This is a genomic window from Rhodococcus sp. NPDC056960 (genome assembly GCF_042674125.1).
GTDB lineage: Bacteria > Actinomycetota > Actinomycetes > Mycobacteriales > Mycobacteriaceae > Rhodococcus_F.
In genome coordinates this window covers 268,838-284,779 of sequence record NZ_JBHURF010000013.1, presented here as the reverse complement: position 1 = coordinate 284,779, position 15,942 = coordinate 268,838, and the positions used below count along the sequence as shown (strand labels likewise).

Here is a 15,942-nt window from a genome sequence, read left to right as displayed (position 1 = left end):
GCACCCGCGGTGAGCAGGTCGGTCAGCGACGGGTGCCCGTCGGCGCCGTCGAGGACGATCACATTCTCGGTGGGGATCCCGACCCTCGCGGCGGCATCCCGCGCCTGCGCCAGTAGGGGGGAGACGGTGAACAGGAACCTCGCGTGCGAGTCGGTGAGCTGTTTGGCGATGTCCTCGGCGGTGTAGAGGGCGTTGATGGTGGTGGCGACACCGCCGGCGCGGAGGATGCCGTGGAACACCGACGCGAACGCGGGGACGTTCGGTGAATGCAGGCCGACGACGTCGCCGACCGCGAGCCCGCGTGCGGCCAGCGCCCCGGCCACTGCGTCGATCTCGGTGGTGAGGGTCCGGTAGGTGGTGACCGCGCCGGAGGCACCGTCGATCAGCGCGGGCCGGTCCAGGTCCGCCGGGTTGACCCGGCCGAAGAGGAACTCGTAGACACTGAGGTTCGGGATCTCGACGTCCGGAAACGGGCTCTTGAAGCTCACTGGGGCATCCTTCGTTGACGTGGCAGCGCGCTCGAACACGCGAAAAGCGGTGGGCGTTGTCGTGTGATCGAGCAACCATAGGCCGTGACGAGCGTCGCAGGCATCGTGGTTCGACGCAGAAGATGCTTGTGGTCGCCCCACAACGGGACGCCGCCGATTGCCAACAGACCTGAAGCTCAGCTGTACTGTGTCACAGCGGAAACATCGGAGGTCGGTCGATGACGACGGAGAACGGCGCTATGTGGTCTTACGACGACGCGGCGGTCGGTCTCGCGACATGGGTGCAGGACCGCATCCCCACGATCGCGCGCGCTGCCACGGACACGATCTGGGCGGAGCTGCCGTCGTACCGCGCCACCGGCCTGTACGACGACGTGGTCACCCACGTCACCAGCATCTTCGGGGTGTTCACGACGAGCATCATCGAGCGACGGGTTCCGTGCGTGGACGATTTCGCGTTCACCTCGACGCATGCCTCGGAGCGCGTCGTGAACGGTATTTCCCTGATCGACTTCCTGCAGGCTTTCCGCATCGGGCAGATGGTTCTCTGGTCGTATGTTCTCGAGTTCGTCCGGTCGACCGAGGGGCAGGAGGAAGCGGCACTCAGTCTCGTCGAGCACCTCATGCGGACGATCGAGCTGGGCAGTTCCGCCGCAGCGACGACCTACTTTCAGGCGCAGCAGTATCTCGTGGCCGATCAGGAGCGCATCGCGCGCGACTGCCTCGAGGATCTGCTCGCGGGGAACGTGCCCCGCATATCGGTCCGCCTGGAGGCGATGCGCAGGGCCGGTCTCGAACCCGGGGCCGATTTCGTCGTCATCGTGTGCCGCGCAACCTCGGAGACCGCCGAAGCGGACCTGATTCTCGACGCGCGCAAAGCCCTCGCTCGGCAGCTTCCCGGAATGCTGGTCCCGTGGCGGCAGGACCTCGTCGGGCTGGTGCCGTCCGGACGGTTCACCCTCGCCGCGCTGTCGCAGAAGGTCGCGCGCGCGGTCAAAGAACTCGGGAAAAGCAAGATCGCCGCTTCGATCGGGATCAGCTCGACGCACGACGAGTTCACGCAGACCGCCGCGGGGTTGCTCGAGGCGCAGGTCGCCTGCGACCACTTGGGGGGCCGACGGGCGGTCCAGGTTTTCGACGACCTCTCGCCCCTGGACTATCTGGTGCGCCGGCCGGACCCGACCGCGCGCCGGCTCATCGATCCTCAGCTGCGCGCATTCATAGCGGAAGACCTCTCGTCGGGCTCGATCTACATCGAGACGTTGTCGGCATACGTCGCCGCCGACATGAACGCGACGGAGGCCGCCGCGGCGCTACGGATCCACGTGAACACCATGTACTACCGGTTGGGCCGGATTGCCGAACGTACCGGCAAGGATCTTCGGCACGTCGAGGATGTCGTCAATCTCCTTCTCGCGGTGAGGATTGCCTCGATAGACCCGTCACGTTGAGTTGGCGCAGCACTGTGAGACGGCGGGCCACCGGGAAGTTCGCCTGACTCTGCCGATTGGGTCCCGGGAGACCGGGGTAGTCGCAGAGTGTGCACCACGTGCACCGACGCGTCCACCTATCGGCGAGATGGCCGACGAGATGCGTAACCACGATCAACGGCAAAGTGGGTTCGATCATGAAGATCAAGAGAATTGAGCTGGCCGCCGCTATCGGCGCGGGATACCTCCTGGGTCGCACCCGCCAGTTGAAAACGGCAGTGAAGATCGCGAGAGTGGGCGGACCCCAGGACCTGCTCTCCCAGGGCAGCAAGTTCCTCACCGCGACTCCGGAGACCGCTCAGTTGAGCGAGTCCGCCCGGGACGAGTTGCTCGACACCACGGCGGCCGCCAACGAGCACGTCGAGTCGGTCCGCGACCGCATTCGCTCGGGCGGGGAGACCGTCCGATCCGGCGGCATGCACCTCGCCACCGAAATGCGGAACAAGACCCGTCGCCACCGGCATCCGGCGAAGGACACAGCGGACAAGGAAGCGGACAGCAACGGAACCGTCCGGACCGACTCCTGACTCTCAGCGGTAGGTGGCGAAGAAACGGTGCAGGCACTGGTCCCAGTAGCGCTGCCGGTGCCGTTCGAGGTGTCTCTTACCCCAGGCGTAGAGGGCGCCGGTGAGCGCGGTGGCCCCGATCAGTGACGCGATGAGGGCGGAGATCGCGCTCCCGACCACCCGGGCGGGGGTGATTTCGGGCCCAGCCCAGGCGCCGGAGGCGTCGACGAGGATGGATGTCCGGTCGCCGGGGTGAGTTCCCGCCGGGAGTTCGATGATGTCGGTTCGGGTTTGCCCGGCCCACCTCCAGGACACCGAGGCGGTGGCCGGTTCGCTGCCGACAGCGAGGGTGGTCGTCTGCGGCACCGCAGCACCATCGCTGTCGGGGGCGATGTTGGCGGCAACGGGCTGGGTGCGGGCGTGCTGATCGGCGGCACGTGTCTGCGCGGCGGAGAAGGCCGCGACGGTGACACCGGCGCTGACGACAATCGTCAGTGCCGCGAACAGCATCAGCACGACGCGCAGGCGGGCGGCGAGCCGATCTACGGGCCGGGCGAAGGGGCGGTCGCCGCGTCCGGTTCGGGCAGGTCTGGGTGGGGCCGGCAGTCGGCGTGGTGTCCACCTCATGTTCGCAGGTCCAATGCCGGCAGCAGTGCGATCGCGGACAGCGTGATCCCCGCGGCCCCGGCGAGGATTCCCAGCAGCGCCCGGAGTGACGCCGCTTCGTCGTCGTCGGATCGGGCGGTGGCGAGGGCGCCGCAGAGCACCGCGGACGTGCCCAGGACGAAGCCGAGTCCGAGGACCCAGAACGTGGTGATGGACAGCGCCCCGAGCAGGATCGACGTCGACGGCAATCGTAGATCGTGCAATGCCTGTCGTCCGCGGGTGCGCGCGGAGGAGGAGCACAGGGTGCGGGTGGTACCCGGATGGGCGGGGGTGGCGGCGGTCAATGTTCCTCCTCCAGAGTGTGTCGGGTGGTTGATGCGGCACGGGTGTCACGACACCGCGTGCGTGTTTACGGGTTCTGGACCGGATCCGTCGTCGGCGTGGCGCTGTGGCGTCGCGGTGCGGGAGGTCGGTGGGTGACCGCCCACACCGCGGCGACCACGACGGCGCACCCGGCGAGTTGGGTGGGGTCGGGGCGCTCACCGAGGACGATCATTGCGACGGCGAGCGCGATGACCGGTTGCGCGAGCAGGAGCGTCGCCCCGACTTCGGCGCGCAGGCGGGGCAGCGCCGACCCGACGAGCACCCAGCCGATGACCTGACCGGTCAGCGCCAGCGCCGTCAGCCACCCGAACGCCGTCCAGCCGGGAGTGAGATCGATTGTTCCCCAAAGTGATCCGACCGCGGTGCCGATCACTCCGCCGGCGACGGTGGCGACGAACACCTGCGAGGACGCCCGATGTGCCGCTCCGGCCCGCCCGCTGAGGAAGAGGTAGCCGCCGTAGGCAGTGCCGGCGGCGAGTGAGAGCGCGGTGCCGAGGAGCAATTGGTCACCGGATCCGGTGCCCCCGAGCAGACCTCCGGCCAGGGCGACGCCGCCGAACAGGAACGGCACCGCGATCACGAAGCGCAGCGGCACCGTCTCGCGGAAGACCAGCCACGCCAGGATCGGCACGACGATCACCTGGATGTTGACCACGACGGTGGAGATTCCGGCCCCGATCATGGAGATCGAATGCGCCCACAGCGCGAAGTCCGCCCCGAGCAAGGCCCCGCCGGCGAGCTGCATCGCCAGCACCTTCGGTGCGATACCGCCGTGGCGGCGGAACTCCCGCCAGGCCAGCACTCCGAGAATTGGGGCGGCAATGGCGCAACGGAAGAACGACGACGTCGCCGGACTCACCCCGGACAATTTGATCAGAGTCCCGGTCAGTGAGGTCGCGGCCGCGCCGAGAAGCACCACCAACCGTGGGTCGATACCGCTGCCGGAAATACGGGAGCGGGTGAGAACACTGGGGCGAGCAAGCAGTTCCGTCACGGGAATTATTCTCCGGGATCGGAACAATTAGGACAATTTAATTAACTTTCCCTATTTCCAGTAGTGTTGCTACCGAATTGGGGCGTGAGCGCCTGCGTGGTAACGACACGGCGGGCGATCGCGAAGTTGATCTCGTGCGAACACTGATTCTCATCGGAACGGCCCTCGGTCTCGGCGCGGGCCTGGCGTGTACCGGACTGTTCGCCTGGTGGTTGTCGTACCCGGTGCACTTCTACGTGGGCAGCTACGAACCGCTCGGCGCCGGGGACAGCACCGGGCACATGGAAACAGTGGACCCGATCCCCTTCCTCGCCGGCGGCCTGGCCCTCAGCGCGGTCCTCGGGGCGGTCGCGGGTCTCGTCGCCGCGCGTCGCGGATACCGATTGGTGCGGTGACGCGACGCCGATCCACACGACCGCCGCCGGTGAACCCCGAGGGTTCTACTTCGTCGAGGCCAGCGACCGGAGGAAGAAGGCCAGGTTGGCGGGACGTTCGGCGAGTCGGCGCATGAAGTAGCCGTACCACTGCTGGCCGTACGGCAGGTACACCCGCAGGTGCTTGTCGTCGCCGATCAGTCGGAGTTGCTCGGTGTCGCGGATGCCGTAGAGCATCTGGATTTCGAACTCGTCGTCGGTGCGACCCTTGGCCTTCGCCTGCTGCAGGGCGGCCTCGATCATGGCCGGGTCGTGCGAGGCGACCATCGGGTAGCCCTGGCCGTTCATCAGAATGCGCAGGCAGCGCAGGTAGGCCTCGTCGACCGCCTCCTTACCCTGGTACGCGACCGAGGCGGGTTCCTTGTAGGCGCCCTTGCACAACCGGATGCGCGATCCGGGGCCGGACAGGTCCCGGCAGTCGTCCTCGGTGCGCTTCAGGTACGCCTGCAGCACGGTGCCGAGCGAGGGGAAGTCCTCACGGAGTTCGCGGACGATCGACAGCGTCGAGTCGGTGGTGGTGTGGTCCTCGGCGTCCACGGTCACCCACGCGCCGGCCTCCTCGGCGGCCGTGCAGATCTTGTGCGCGTTTTCGAGCGCCACCTTGTGTCCGTCCCGGGGCAGGAACTGGCCCAGGGCCGACAGCTTCAACGACACCTCGACATTGCGAACCGAGGCGGGTGACGACGATGCCGTGTTCTGGCTGAGTGCCGCCAGATCGGACAGAAGGGTCAGGTAGTGCGACACGGTGGTGTCGGCCTGCGCCGAATCGGTGGTGTCCTCGCCGAGGTGGTCGATGCTGATGTAGCGGCCGGAGTCGAGGATCGACGTGGTCGCGGCGATCGCCTGGTCCTCGGTCTCGCCGGCGACGAACCGGTCGACGAGGTTCCGGGTCACCGGGATCTTGGTGACGGTGCGCTCCATCCGGGGGGAACGCGCGGCGGCCAGGAGGGCGGGGCGGAGCAGGGCGGAGAATGCCATCAGATGTCCTCGGAGGTGTCGGCCGCCTGGTGCGGGTAGCGGTGGTCGGTGGCGGGGACGAACGTTTCCTTGATGGTGCGGGCGGACGTCCAGCGCAGCAGGTTCTGCGGGGAGCCGGCCTTGTCGTTGGTGCCCGACGCGCGAGCGCCACCGAACGGTTGCTGTCCGACGACGGCGCCGGTGGGCTTGTCGTTGATGTAGAAGTTGCCGGCCGCGAACCGCAGGTCGTCGGTGGCCTGGGCGATCGCGGTGCGATCGTCGGCGATGATCGCACCGGTCAGCGCGTACGCGGACCCCTTGTCGACGAGGTCGAGGACATTCTCGAACGATCCGGCGGCGGAGTCGTCGTAGACGTGCACGGACAGGATCGGTCCGAAGTATTCGGTGCGGAACGCGTCGTCGGTGGGGTCGTCGCCGAGGAGCACGGTGGGGTCGACGAAGTAGCCGACGCTGTCGTCGACGTGGCCGCCGGCGGCGATGGTCAGGCTCGGGGTGGCCTTGGCGCGGGCGATGGCGTCGGCGTTGCGGTCGAAGGCCCGCTTGTCGATCACGGCGCCGCCGAAGTTCGCGAAGTCGGTGACGTCACCGTATTTCAGCGTCGATGCCGTCTCGATGAAGTCGTCACCCATCCGCGCCCACACCGACTTCGGGACGAATGCGCGGGAGGCGGCGGAGCACTTCTGGCCCTGGTAGTCGAACGCGCCGCGCAGCAGCGCGGTGGTCAGGGTGTCGGGGTTCGCGGAGGAGTGGGCGAGGACGAAGTCCTTGCCGCCGGTCTCGCCGACCAGACGCGGGTAGGAGTGGTAGTTCGAGATGTTGTTCCCGACCTGCTGCCACAGGTGCTGGAACGTGGCGGTGGATCCGGTGAAGTGGATTCCGGCGAGGCGGGGGTCGGCGAGCACGACGTCGGAGACGGCGGCGCCGGAGCCGTTGACCAGGTTGATCACGCCTGGCGGCAGGCCGGCGGCCTCGAGCAGCTTCATCGTCCAGTACGCGGCGACGGCCTGGGTCTGCGACGGCTTCCACACCACCGTGTTGCCCATCAGCGCGGGTGCGGTGGGCAGGTTGCCGGCGATGGCGGTGAAGTTGAAGGGGGTGATCGCGTACACGAAGCCCTCGAGGGAGCGGTACTCGAGCTTGTTCCACACGCCGGGGGAGGAGATCGGCTGGTCGGCGAGGATCTGACGGGCGAAGTGGACGTTGAACCGCCAGAAGTCGATGAGCTCGCACGGGGTGTCGATCTCGGCCTGGTACGCGGTCTTCGACTGTCCGAGCATCGTTGCGGCGGCGAGGGTTTCGCGCCACGGTCCGGACAGCAGATCGGCTGCGCGCAGGAACACCGCGGCCCGGTCCTCGAACGACAGTGCCCGCCAGGCCGGGGCGGCGGCTGTGGCCGCGGCGACCGCGTCCTGGATGTCCTGTGCGCCCGCGTTGGTGAAGGTGCCCAGTACCGCCGAATGCCGATGCGGCTGGACGACGTCGACGATCGGTCCGGCGCCGCGGCGGTGCGCCCCGCCGATCACGTGGTGGATCTCCGTCGGATTCGATCCCAGTTCGGCCAGCTTCGCCTGCAGTCGCGCCCGCTCCGGGCTCCCCGGCGTGAAGGACCCCACCGGCTCGTTGACGGGCTGCGGGGTGGTGGTGATGGCGTCCATGAAAACCTCCTACGGGATGTGGCGGCGAAGACGGCCGCCGCAACGAACTAGCCGTAGTCAACACCAGCACGGCGGCAAAAGAATGAGCCAGTAGAACAAATCTCTATGATCGAAGTTGTACTATCAGCCAACCACTCATGTGGTCCCGAAGTGGAGATCGTCCCGTGAAAACTGATGGCGGAACCCGTACGGGTTCAACCGAACCGTCCGGCCGCGCCGCCGGAAGCATCACGCTGCGTGAGCTTCTCAGCGCCCTCGACACCTCCGTCGTCGAACTGATCGATGCGCCGGCAGGCACCGAGATCGCCCTGTCGTCGGTCGCACTGGTCGACAGTTCCGACCTGGCCACCGAGACCGATTCGCAATCTCCGCTGCCGGACCTCTACCTGCACGTCGGGATCGGCAAGACGGAGGCCGTGCGCTGGTTCGACGACGTTGCACTCCGCCCATCCGACCACCGGGCGCGTGCGGTGATGTCCAAGAATGCGGCCACGTCGACGGCGCTGCAGGCGGCGGCGCGGCGCGCCGGGGTCGCATTGGTGGCCGTGCACCCGAAGGCCCGATGGGACCACGTGTTCCCGCTGGTGCAACGCATGCTGGACCGCTCTCGCCGCAGCACGGGACTGGGGGATCCGGATCTGCTCGCCACCGACACCGACCTGTTCGGGCTGGCGCAGATCGTCGCGCAGAACGCCGGCGGCATGGTGTCGATCGAGGACGCGCAATCGCACGTGCTCGCCTACTCCGCCTCCGACGAGGCCGCCGACGAGTTGCGGACGCTGTCCATCCTCGGCCGCGAAGGCCCACGCGACTACCTGCGGGCACTGCAGCGGTGGGGAGTGTTCGACCGCCTCCGCAGCAGCGACGAGGTGATCGACGTTCCTGCTCATCGCAAACTCGGCACCGAGCGCCGGCTGGTGGTCAGCATCCGGCAGTCCTCCGAGGACGCGACGACATCGGCGCGCACGCTCGGGTCGATCTGGCTGCAACAGGGGGTGACACCGTTCGCCGACGACGCCGAAGACGTGCTGCGGGGTGCGTCCGCGATCGCCGCGCGGATCATCTCCCGCAGTCTCAATGCGCCGTCCACGGAGGGCCTGCTGATCCAGCGGCTGTTCGGGGCCCGCGGGGGTGGTGTGGACGTCCCGTCCGTGGTCAGTGCCCTCAACCTGCCGGCGACCGGGCCTGCCGCGGTCGTGGGTTTCGCTGTCAGTGCCACCGAGACCCCTGGCGGCGGGCTGACGGGACTGGGCAGCATGTTGCGGCTGCAGGCAAGTTCCTTTCGCCGTGACTCCGTCGCGACGATCATCGGCGAGCGCGCCTACGTGCTGCTCCCGCGCTACACGAGCGCGAAATCGGTGACCACCTGGACCCGGCAACTCGTCGAGCAGTTCGAGGCCAAGCGGTCGATCGTGCTGCGTGCCGCGATCGCGATCCCGGTGCCCGATCTGGGGGAGGTCGCCGGAGCGCGGGTGGAGGTCGACCGCGTTCTCGACGGCACCGCGGCCACGTTCCCCGAGGGCCGGGTGACCACGCTCGCCGAATCGCGGACCGCGGTGCTGTTCGGAGAGATCCTCGACCTTCTCGCCGAGCACCGGGAGCTGCACGACCCGCGGCTCGACGCCCTCGTCGACTACGACGACAAGCACGCATCGAACCTGCAGGACAGCGCCGAAGCCTATCTCGCGGCACACGGCGACGTCCGAGCTGCTGCCGCTGTGCTGCAAGTACATCCGAACACCCTGCGCTATCGGATTCGCCGCGTCGAGGAGATCGTCGGTATCGACTTGCACGACGCCTCCGACCGAATGCTGTTCGAACTGCAGCTCGCCTTGCGGCGCCGCGGCGAAGCGAATTCCACGCCCTCCTGAGAGTTGGCCGAGAGAACAAAAACCGGAACACCTTTTCTCACATCGAGCCCAATACTTCGATGGTCGCAGTCGGTTTACTGACTGGCACCAGCTCGTGGCAACGGCGCCGCGTGCGTGGACCTCGACGAAGGAACGGTGAACTCCCGGTGAGCATGTCGGCGCATTCCGGTATACGTGAGAGGTCGGCCGCGGCGCTTCCCGCGACGCTCGAAAGTCTCCGAACGGTGTTCTTCCCGCACACGTCCCCGGGCGATCACGGCGCCGCGGACACCGTGGTGCGCGAGCATGTGGACCTCGCGACGAGGCGTCTCCCCGGCGCCGACATCGTGCACTGCCATCCCGCCGGCCCCCTTCCGGCGGTGCTCGTCGTCACCGACGACATGCCTCTCCTGGTCGATACGCTCAGCGGCGTCGTCGAATCCGGCGGAGCAGTGATCACTCGCCTGCTCCATCCCGTCGTGCCCGCGATTCGCGACGAGACGGGCACACTCATCGACGTCGGCGCAGACCGAATCGAGTCGACGTCCGAGTCCTGGATGCGGTTCGAACTGGCTGCCCCGATGGAGGATTCCCGGGCCGGGCAGCTACGGGCCGACCTCGCGCAGGCGCTGACCGCACTCCGGAACATCGCCGCGGACCTGCCCGCCACGCGCGAACGCGTCGAACAGGTGGCCGCGACACTGGCAGCGGCGACGTCGGTGCCGGCCCCATGGGATCGGGAGGAACTCGCCGACAGCGTCGACCTGCTCCGCTGGTTCGGCGACGGAAACGTCACCTTCCTCGGCTACCACTACCAGGGCCGTGGCACCGACATCACCGACGAGCTCGGGGTGTTCCGGACGACCGGATTCACGGTCGACCCGGACCGCGCGACCCAGTCCCTGGTCGCGGTCGCCCAGGGCCCGGAGTTTCCCCCGAGTTCCGGCGGGCTGCACCCGCATCTGATCACGGTCCCGGACATCGGGGAAACCGGTGCGGCGCTCGGCGAACACCGCTTCCTCGGGGTGTTCACCGTCACCGCGCTGCACGAAAACGTCCTCGACATACCGGTTCTCGCCCACCGCGTCCGCGACGTCATCACAAAGGCGGGTTACCGGCTCGACTCCCACACCGGGCAGACACTGCTCGACATCATCCAGGACCACCCGCGGCCGGAGCTGTTCGCCCTCGACGTCGACACCCTGCACCGCACGGTGGTGTCGGTCCTCGGCGCCACCGAACGCGAAGACCTGCTGCTGTTCCTGCGTCCGGCCGGCGACCATCGGTCGCTCTCGGCGCTGGTGTATCTTCCCCGCGACCGATACACCACGGCGGTGCGGACCGGCATGCAGCGCACGCTGCTCGAACAATTCCCCGGCACGGCCATCGACCACACGGTGCGGGTCACCGAGAACCCGCTCGCCCTGGTGCATTTCAGCCTCCGAGCCGGCGACGACCAGGTGCTGGACGACCACGCGGACTGGAGCGTCGTCGAAGAACAGGTGCGGGCGCGGCTGGCAACGGTGTGCCGCAGCTGGGACGATGCGCTCCACGACCACCTGCGCGACGTCACCGCAGTGCCCGCGTCGGTCGGTGCGGGCTACATGCACCGACTGCCCGCGTCGTACAAACACGACTTCACCGCCGACCGCGCGGCCGCCGACATCGTCCGCCTCCAAGCCCTCGCGGCGGGTGCCGTCGACGTCGCGCTCCACACCCGGCCGGTCGGCGAACACACCGAACTGCGGTTCACCCTGTATGTCGCCGGTGAACGAGTCTCGCTCAGCGAAATCCTGCCCATCCTCCACAGTCTCGGCGTCGAGGTACTCGACGAACGCCCCTACCCGGTGACCCGCCCCGACGGGTTGTCGACCTGGATCTACGAGTTCACCCTCCGCCCCGCCGGGCCGGCGGACGTCACCGCGACCGTCGCGGCCGAATTGCACTCGGCGCAGCCGGGGACGCTGGCCCGCCGCTTCTGCGACACCTTCGTCGCCGCCTGGTCCGGCGCAGCCGAAGTCGACTCCTTCAACGCCCTCGTCGCGCGGGTCGGCCTGACCTGGACCGAGGCGGCGCTGCTGCGTGCCTACGCGAAGTACCTGCGGCAGATCGGGTTCCCGTACAGCGCCACGAGCATCGCCGCCGTCCTCGCCGACAACCCCCGCACCTGCGCGGCACTGATCGACCTGTTCACCGCCCTGTTCGACCCCACCGGTGATCCGAGCCGCGACAGCACCGCCATCGCCGAGCAGATCGGCGGAGCCATCGAGGAGGTCGTCAGCCTGGAGGCGGACCGGATCCTGCGCGCCTACCTCGACCTGATGCGGGCCACCGTGCGCACGAACTACTACCGCACCGGCGACGGAGTTCGGCGCTCGCCCGCGCTGTCCCTCAAACTCGAACCCAGTGCGCTGTCCCAACTCCCGCAGCCGCGCCCGCGATTCGAGGTGTTCGTCTATTCCCCGCACGTCGAGGGGGTGCACCTGCGCTACGGCGCCGTCGCCCGCGGCGGGCTGCGCTGGTCCGACCGGCGGGAGGACTTCCGCACCGAAATCCTCGGCCTGGTCAAGGCGCAGGCGGTCAAGAACGCGGTGATCGTCCCGGTCGGGGCCAAGGGCGGTTTCGTCGTCACGCGGCCACCGGCGCCCACCGGAGATCCCGTCGCCGACCGGGACGCGTCCCGGGCGGCGGGCGTCGAGTGCTACCGCGCGTTCATCGGAGCGCTGCTCGACGTGACCGACAACGTCCATCCGGAGACGGGCGCGACCGTGCCGCCGGCCGCGGTGGTGCGCCGCGACGGTGACGACCCCTACCTGGTGGTCGCCGCTGACAAGGGCACCGCCACGTTCTCCGACGAGGCCAACGCCGTCGCCGCCGAGTACGGGTTCTGGCTCGGTGACGCCTTCGCCTCCGGCGGGTCGGTGGGCTACGACCACAAGGCCATGGGCATCACCGCCAAGGGTGCGTGGGAGAGCGTCAAGCGGCACTTCCGGGAAATGGGCATCGACACCCAGAACCAGGACTTCACCGTCGCCGGAGTCGGGGACATGAGCGGCGACGTCTTCGGCAACGGCATGCTCCTCAGCGAGCACATCCGGCTCGTTGCCGCGTTCGACCACCGGCACATCTTCGTCGATCCGAACCCGGATCCGGTCACCTCGTACCGGGAGCGGGCCCGGCTGTTCGAGCTGCCCCGCTCGTCCTGGACCGACTACGACACCGCCCGGATCAGTGCCGGGGGAGGGGTGTTCGACCGCACCGCGAAATCGGTTCCCGTGTCCGCGGAGATGCGCGAGGCGCTGGGCCTGGACTCGACCGTGACCCGGCTGTCCCCGCAGGACCTGATCCGGGCCATCCTGCGGGCCCCGGTGGACCTGATGTGGAACGGTGGGATCGGCACCTACGTCAAGGCCGCCCGCGAAACGCATCTCGAGGTCGGGGACAAGGCCAACGACGGGGTCCGCGTCGACGCCGGGCAGGTGCGCGCCACGGTGATCGGCGAGGGCGGCAACCTTGGCGTCACCGCCCTCGGGCGTATCGAGTTCGCGCTCGACGGCGGCCGGATCAACACCGACGCCCTCGACAACTCGGCCGGCGTCGACTGCTCCGACCACGAGGTCAACATCAAGATCCTCCTCGACGGACTCGTCGCCACCGGACGTATCGACCCGAATACCCGGAACCGGCTGCTGCAGGAGATGACCGACGACGTCGAGCGTCTCGTCCTGGCCGACAACGTCGACCAGAACGCTCTCCTCGGCACCGGTCGCGTGACCGCGGCCGGCAAGCTGCGGGTGCACGCCCGTCAGATCCGGGCGCTCGAGGCGCAGCGCGGTCTCGACCGCACCCTCGAAGCTTTGCCCGGCGAGGACGAGCTGGAACGGCGCGGCAAGCAGGGGCACGGGCTGACCTCCCCGGAATTGGCGACCCTGACGGCGCACGTCAAACTCGCGTTGAAGGCGGATCTGCTGGCCGGCGACCTCGTCGACGGGGACGCCTTCACCGACCGCCTGCTCGGCTATTTCCCCGCCCGGTTACGGGAGGACTATCCGGACGCGATCCGCACCCACCGGCTGCGCCGCGAGATCATCGCGACCGTGATCACCAACGAGGTGGTCGACACCGGCGGCATCACCTACGTGTTCCGGCTCTGCGAGGACACCGGCGCCTCCACTGTCGACGCCGTCCGCGCCTTTGCCGCTGCGAGTGCGATCGCCGATCTTCCTGCTTTGATTCGCGGGATCCGCACGGGCGCACCGAACACCGCGGTCTCCGATGCCATGATGTCCGAGGTGCGGCGGCTGCTCGACCGGCTGTCGCGGTGGTTGCTCAACCACCGGCCGCAGCCGCTCGCCATCGGCGCCGAAATCACCCGATACGGTAGGGCTTTCGAGTGCCTGCTGCCGAAGGTTTCGGGCTGGTTGCAGGGTCCGGACGCGGTGGTCGTGCGGACCCGGACCGAGCAACTGGTCGCCCGCGGCGCCGACGAACACCACGCCACCGCAGTGCTCAGCCTGCTGCACGGATTCTGCGCCATGGACATCATCGACATCGCCGACCTCGAAAACCGGGAACTCGACGAAGTCGCCGAGCTGTATTACACCCTCAACGCGCACCTCGGTCTCGATCACCTGCTGACCGCGATCTCCGGCCTCGACGACACCGACCGCTGGAACGGCCTGGCCCGGCTCGCCCTCCGCGACGACGTGTACGGCTCGATGCGACTGCTGTGCCTCGACGTGCTCTCCGGCTCGGCATCCGCCGAAACCGCCGCCGAGAAGATCGCGGACTGGGAGGCCACCAACACCTCCCGGCTGGCCCGCGCCCGCTCGATCCTCACCGAGATCTTCGCCGCCCACCCGGCCGACCTGGCGACGCTGTCCGTCGCGGCCCGGCAGGTGCGGACCATGGTCGGCCGCGCCGGCACCGGCCAACCGAACAATTAACCAACTGACCACGGAGGGCACATCATGGCAAGAGGGTTCGCCATCCAATCGGATACCCGGATCGACGAGTACGACCCGGGCTACGTCGTCGATCTCCGAGCGGACGGCACATTGCATGTTCTCGACGCCGACCGCACCGTCGCCCGCTCCTACACGAGAGCGGGGTGGACGGTGCTGGTGGCCTGCGGCGGGCGGGAGTGTCCGTCCGATTCGGGAGCAGAAGTGCCCGTCAGACTTTCGCCGCTGTGAGAGTCGATTCGACGGCAGGGCGACGACGCAGGAACCACTTGTTGGCGAAGAACAACACCACGACCACAGCCCAGGACAGCAGGCTCAGCACCAGTTGCGACCGGGCGCTGTCTACGAGGTACATCTGCAGCAGCACGCCGAGGATCGCCGCGGTGGTCAGCAGCGACAACACCGGGAACAACCACATCTTCACGCGCAACTCGGAGTCCGGGGTGCGGAAACGAAGCACGATGTGCGAGACCGCGATCAGGAGGTAGACGAACAGGATGATCGCGCCGCTCGAGTTCAGCAGGAACGTGAACACGGTATCCGGGGAGACCGCGGCGGCGATGACGCAGAGGAACCCGACGACCGAGGACACCAGGATCGCGGTGGCCGGCACGCCGCGCCGGGTGATTCGGGTGAGTTGAGGCGGTGCCTCGCGGCGTGCGGCCAGGACGAACAGCATGCGCGAGGAGGTGTACATCCCCGAGTTGAGACAGCTCAGCACGGCCGTCAACACGACGGCGTTCATGATGTTGTCGGCGTACGGAATGCCCATCTCGGTCATCGCGGCGACGAAGGGGGAGGCCGCCAGGCCGTTGTCATTCCAGGGGAGGATCGTGACCAGCAGGAATACCGCGCCGACGAAGAAGACGGCGATGCGCAGGATCACCGAGTTCGCGGCCTTGGCGACTGCCTTCTCCGGATTCTCCGACTCCGCGGCCGCGATCGTCGCGACCTCCGCGCCGACCATCGAGAAGATCACCGTCACCACGCCGACGGTGATCGCGGCGGGACCGTGCGGCAGGAACCCGCCGTGGGACCACAGGTTGGAGAAATCCATCGTCTTGTTCGGCCAGACGCCGAACACATAGAGCGAGCCGAGCCCGATGAACAGACAGATCGCGCACACCTTCACGCCCGCGAACCAGTATTCGAACTCGCCGAAGGACGAGACGGAGAACAGGTTGGTCGCGGTCATCAGGACCATCAGCACCAGGGCGCACAACCACAGCGGGACGTCGATCCAGTACTGGATGATCTGGGCGCCCGCGATCGCTTCGAATCCGACGACGATCACCCAGAAGTACCAGTACAGCCAGCCGACGGAGAAGCCGGCCCAGTTGCCGAGCGCGGTGCGCGCATAATCCGCGAACGAACCGGTCGACGGATTCGCCACGGCCATCTCGGCCAGCATGCGCATGACCATGATGATCAAGATGCCGCTGGCGGCGTAGGTAATGAAGGCCGCGGGGCCGGTGTCGGAGATGACGACGCCGGATCCGACGAACAGGCCGGCACCGATCACACCGCCGATGGCGATCATCGTCAGCTGTCGCTGGCTGAGCACTTTCTTCAGCTCCGGTGCGCTGCTCATGA

The 15,942-nt window shown here is 68.0% G+C and carries 12 protein-coding genes and 1 pseudogene; 6 read left to right on the top strand and 7 right to left on the bottom strand.

Annotated elements, in window-relative coordinates; genetic code table 11:
- Window positions 1-488: AMP-binding protein (locus tag ACFTWF_RS22395; protein ID WP_378463369.1), on the bottom strand; the 488-nt coding region annotated here is incomplete at its 3' end.
- A gap of 218 nt (window positions 489-706) precedes the next feature.
- Here ACFTWF_RS22395 and ACFTWF_RS22390 point away from each other — a divergent pair.
- Together ACFTWF_RS22390 and ACFTWF_RS22385 are read left to right on the top strand one after the other, a co-directional pair.
- Window positions 707-1,939: a PucR family transcriptional regulator gene (locus tag ACFTWF_RS22390; protein ID WP_378463368.1), complete on the top strand. Its 1,233-nt coding sequence runs from the start codon at window positions 707-709 to the stop codon at window positions 1,937-1,939.
- 176 nt (window positions 1,940-2,115) lie between these two features.
- Window positions 2,116-2,505, top strand: a complete 390-nt coding sequence (locus tag ACFTWF_RS22385) for a hypothetical protein (RefSeq protein ID WP_378463367.1) — start codon at window positions 2,116-2,118, stop codon at window positions 2,503-2,505.
- 3 nt (window positions 2,506-2,508) lie between these two features.
- On the opposite strand, the gene ACFTWF_RS22380 is transcribed toward ACFTWF_RS22385, so the two are convergent.
- The 3 genes from ACFTWF_RS22380 to ACFTWF_RS22370 all read right to left on the bottom strand — a co-directional run bounded on the left by ACFTWF_RS22380 (window position 2,509) and on the right by ACFTWF_RS22370 (window position 4,468).
- Window positions 2,509-3,111, bottom strand: coding sequence for a hypothetical protein (locus ACFTWF_RS22380; protein ID WP_378463366.1), 603 nt, complete (start codon window positions 3,109-3,111; stop codon window positions 2,509-2,511).
- Window positions 3,108-3,434, bottom strand: coding sequence for a hypothetical protein (locus tag ACFTWF_RS22375; protein ID WP_378463365.1), 327 nt, complete (start codon window positions 3,432-3,434; stop codon window positions 3,108-3,110). The genes ACFTWF_RS22380 and ACFTWF_RS22375 overlap by 4 nt, the downstream gene beginning before the upstream one ends.
- Window positions 3,435-3,499: 65 nt before the next feature.
- Window positions 3,500-4,468 (bottom strand): DMT family transporter, encoded by a 969-nt coding sequence (locus ACFTWF_RS22370; RefSeq protein ID WP_378463364.1) that lies wholly within the window; start codon window positions 4,466-4,468, stop codon window positions 3,500-3,502.
- 134 nt (window positions 4,469-4,602) lie between these two features.
- Between ACFTWF_RS22370 and ACFTWF_RS22365 the strand changes: the two genes are divergently transcribed.
- Entirely contained in the window at window positions 4,603-4,863 is a 261-nt protein-coding gene (locus ACFTWF_RS22365) for a hypothetical protein (protein ID WP_378463363.1), read from the top strand.
- Window positions 4,864-4,908: 45 nt separating this feature from the next.
- Here the strand turns inward: ACFTWF_RS22365 and ACFTWF_RS22360 are convergent, their stop codons facing one another.
- Both ACFTWF_RS22360 and pruA read right to left on the bottom strand, forming a co-directional pair.
- Window positions 4,909-5,880: a proline dehydrogenase family protein gene (locus tag ACFTWF_RS22360; protein WP_378463362.1), complete on the bottom strand. Its 972-nt coding sequence runs from the start codon at window positions 5,878-5,880 to the stop codon at window positions 4,909-4,911.
- Window positions 5,880-7,535 (bottom strand): L-glutamate gamma-semialdehyde dehydrogenase, encoded by a 1,656-nt coding sequence (gene pruA / locus ACFTWF_RS22355; RefSeq protein ID WP_378463361.1) that lies wholly within the window; start codon window positions 7,533-7,535, stop codon window positions 5,880-5,882. Before pruA ends, ACFTWF_RS22360 begins: the two co-directional genes overlap by 1 nt.
- A 164-nt stretch (window positions 7,536-7,699) precedes the next feature.
- Here pruA and ACFTWF_RS22350 point away from each other — a divergent pair, with 164 nt between their 5' ends.
- From ACFTWF_RS22350 to ACFTWF_RS22340, 3 genes are all read left to right on the top strand, one after another.
- The gene (locus ACFTWF_RS22350) at window positions 7,700-9,406 is read left to right on the top strand and encodes a PucR family transcriptional regulator (protein ID WP_378463360.1); all 1,707 of its coding nucleotides are present in this window, start codon (window positions 7,700-7,702) and stop codon (window positions 9,404-9,406) included.
- Window positions 9,407-9,558: 152 nt separating this feature from the next.
- Window positions 9,559-14,331 (top strand): NAD-glutamate dehydrogenase, encoded by a 4,773-nt coding sequence (locus ACFTWF_RS22345; RefSeq protein ID WP_378463378.1) that lies wholly within the window; start codon window positions 9,559-9,561, stop codon window positions 14,329-14,331.
- Between the two features lie 24 nt (window positions 14,332-14,355).
- Window positions 14,356-14,580 (top strand): hypothetical protein, encoded by a 225-nt coding sequence (locus tag ACFTWF_RS22340; RefSeq protein ID WP_378463359.1) that lies wholly within the window; start codon window positions 14,356-14,358, stop codon window positions 14,578-14,580.
- A gap of 7 nt (window positions 14,581-14,587) precedes the next feature.
- Here the strand turns inward: ACFTWF_RS22340 and ACFTWF_RS22335 are convergent.
- Window positions 14,588-15,940: pseudogene (locus tag ACFTWF_RS22335) on the bottom strand (amino acid permease); the annotation flags it as partial.
- Window positions 15,941-15,942 lie beyond the last annotated feature (2 nt).

Coding starts and splice junctions, on each gene's coding strand:
- pruA (WP_378463361.1), bottom strand. CDS start 7,535: ATGGACGCCATCACCACCACCCCGCAGCCCGTCAACGAGCCGGTGGGG.
- ACFTWF_RS22345 (WP_378463378.1), top strand. CDS start 9,559: ATGTCGGCGCATTCCGGTATACGTGAGAGGTCGGCCGCGGCGCTTCCC.
- ACFTWF_RS22390 (WP_378463368.1), top strand. CDS start 707: ATGACGACGGAGAACGGCGCTATGTGGTCTTACGACGACGCGGCGGTC.
- ACFTWF_RS22360 (WP_378463362.1), bottom strand. CDS start 5,880: ATGGCATTCTCCGCCCTGCTCCGCCCCGCCCTCCTGGCCGCCGCGCGT.
- ACFTWF_RS22380 (WP_378463366.1), bottom strand. CDS start 3,111: ATGAGGTGGACACCACGCCGACTGCCGGCCCCACCCAGACCTGCCCGA.
- ACFTWF_RS22385 (WP_378463367.1), top strand. CDS start 2,116: ATGAAGATCAAGAGAATTGAGCTGGCCGCCGCTATCGGCGCGGGATAC.
- ACFTWF_RS22340 (WP_378463359.1), top strand. CDS start 14,356: ATGGCAAGAGGGTTCGCCATCCAATCGGATACCCGGATCGACGAGTAC.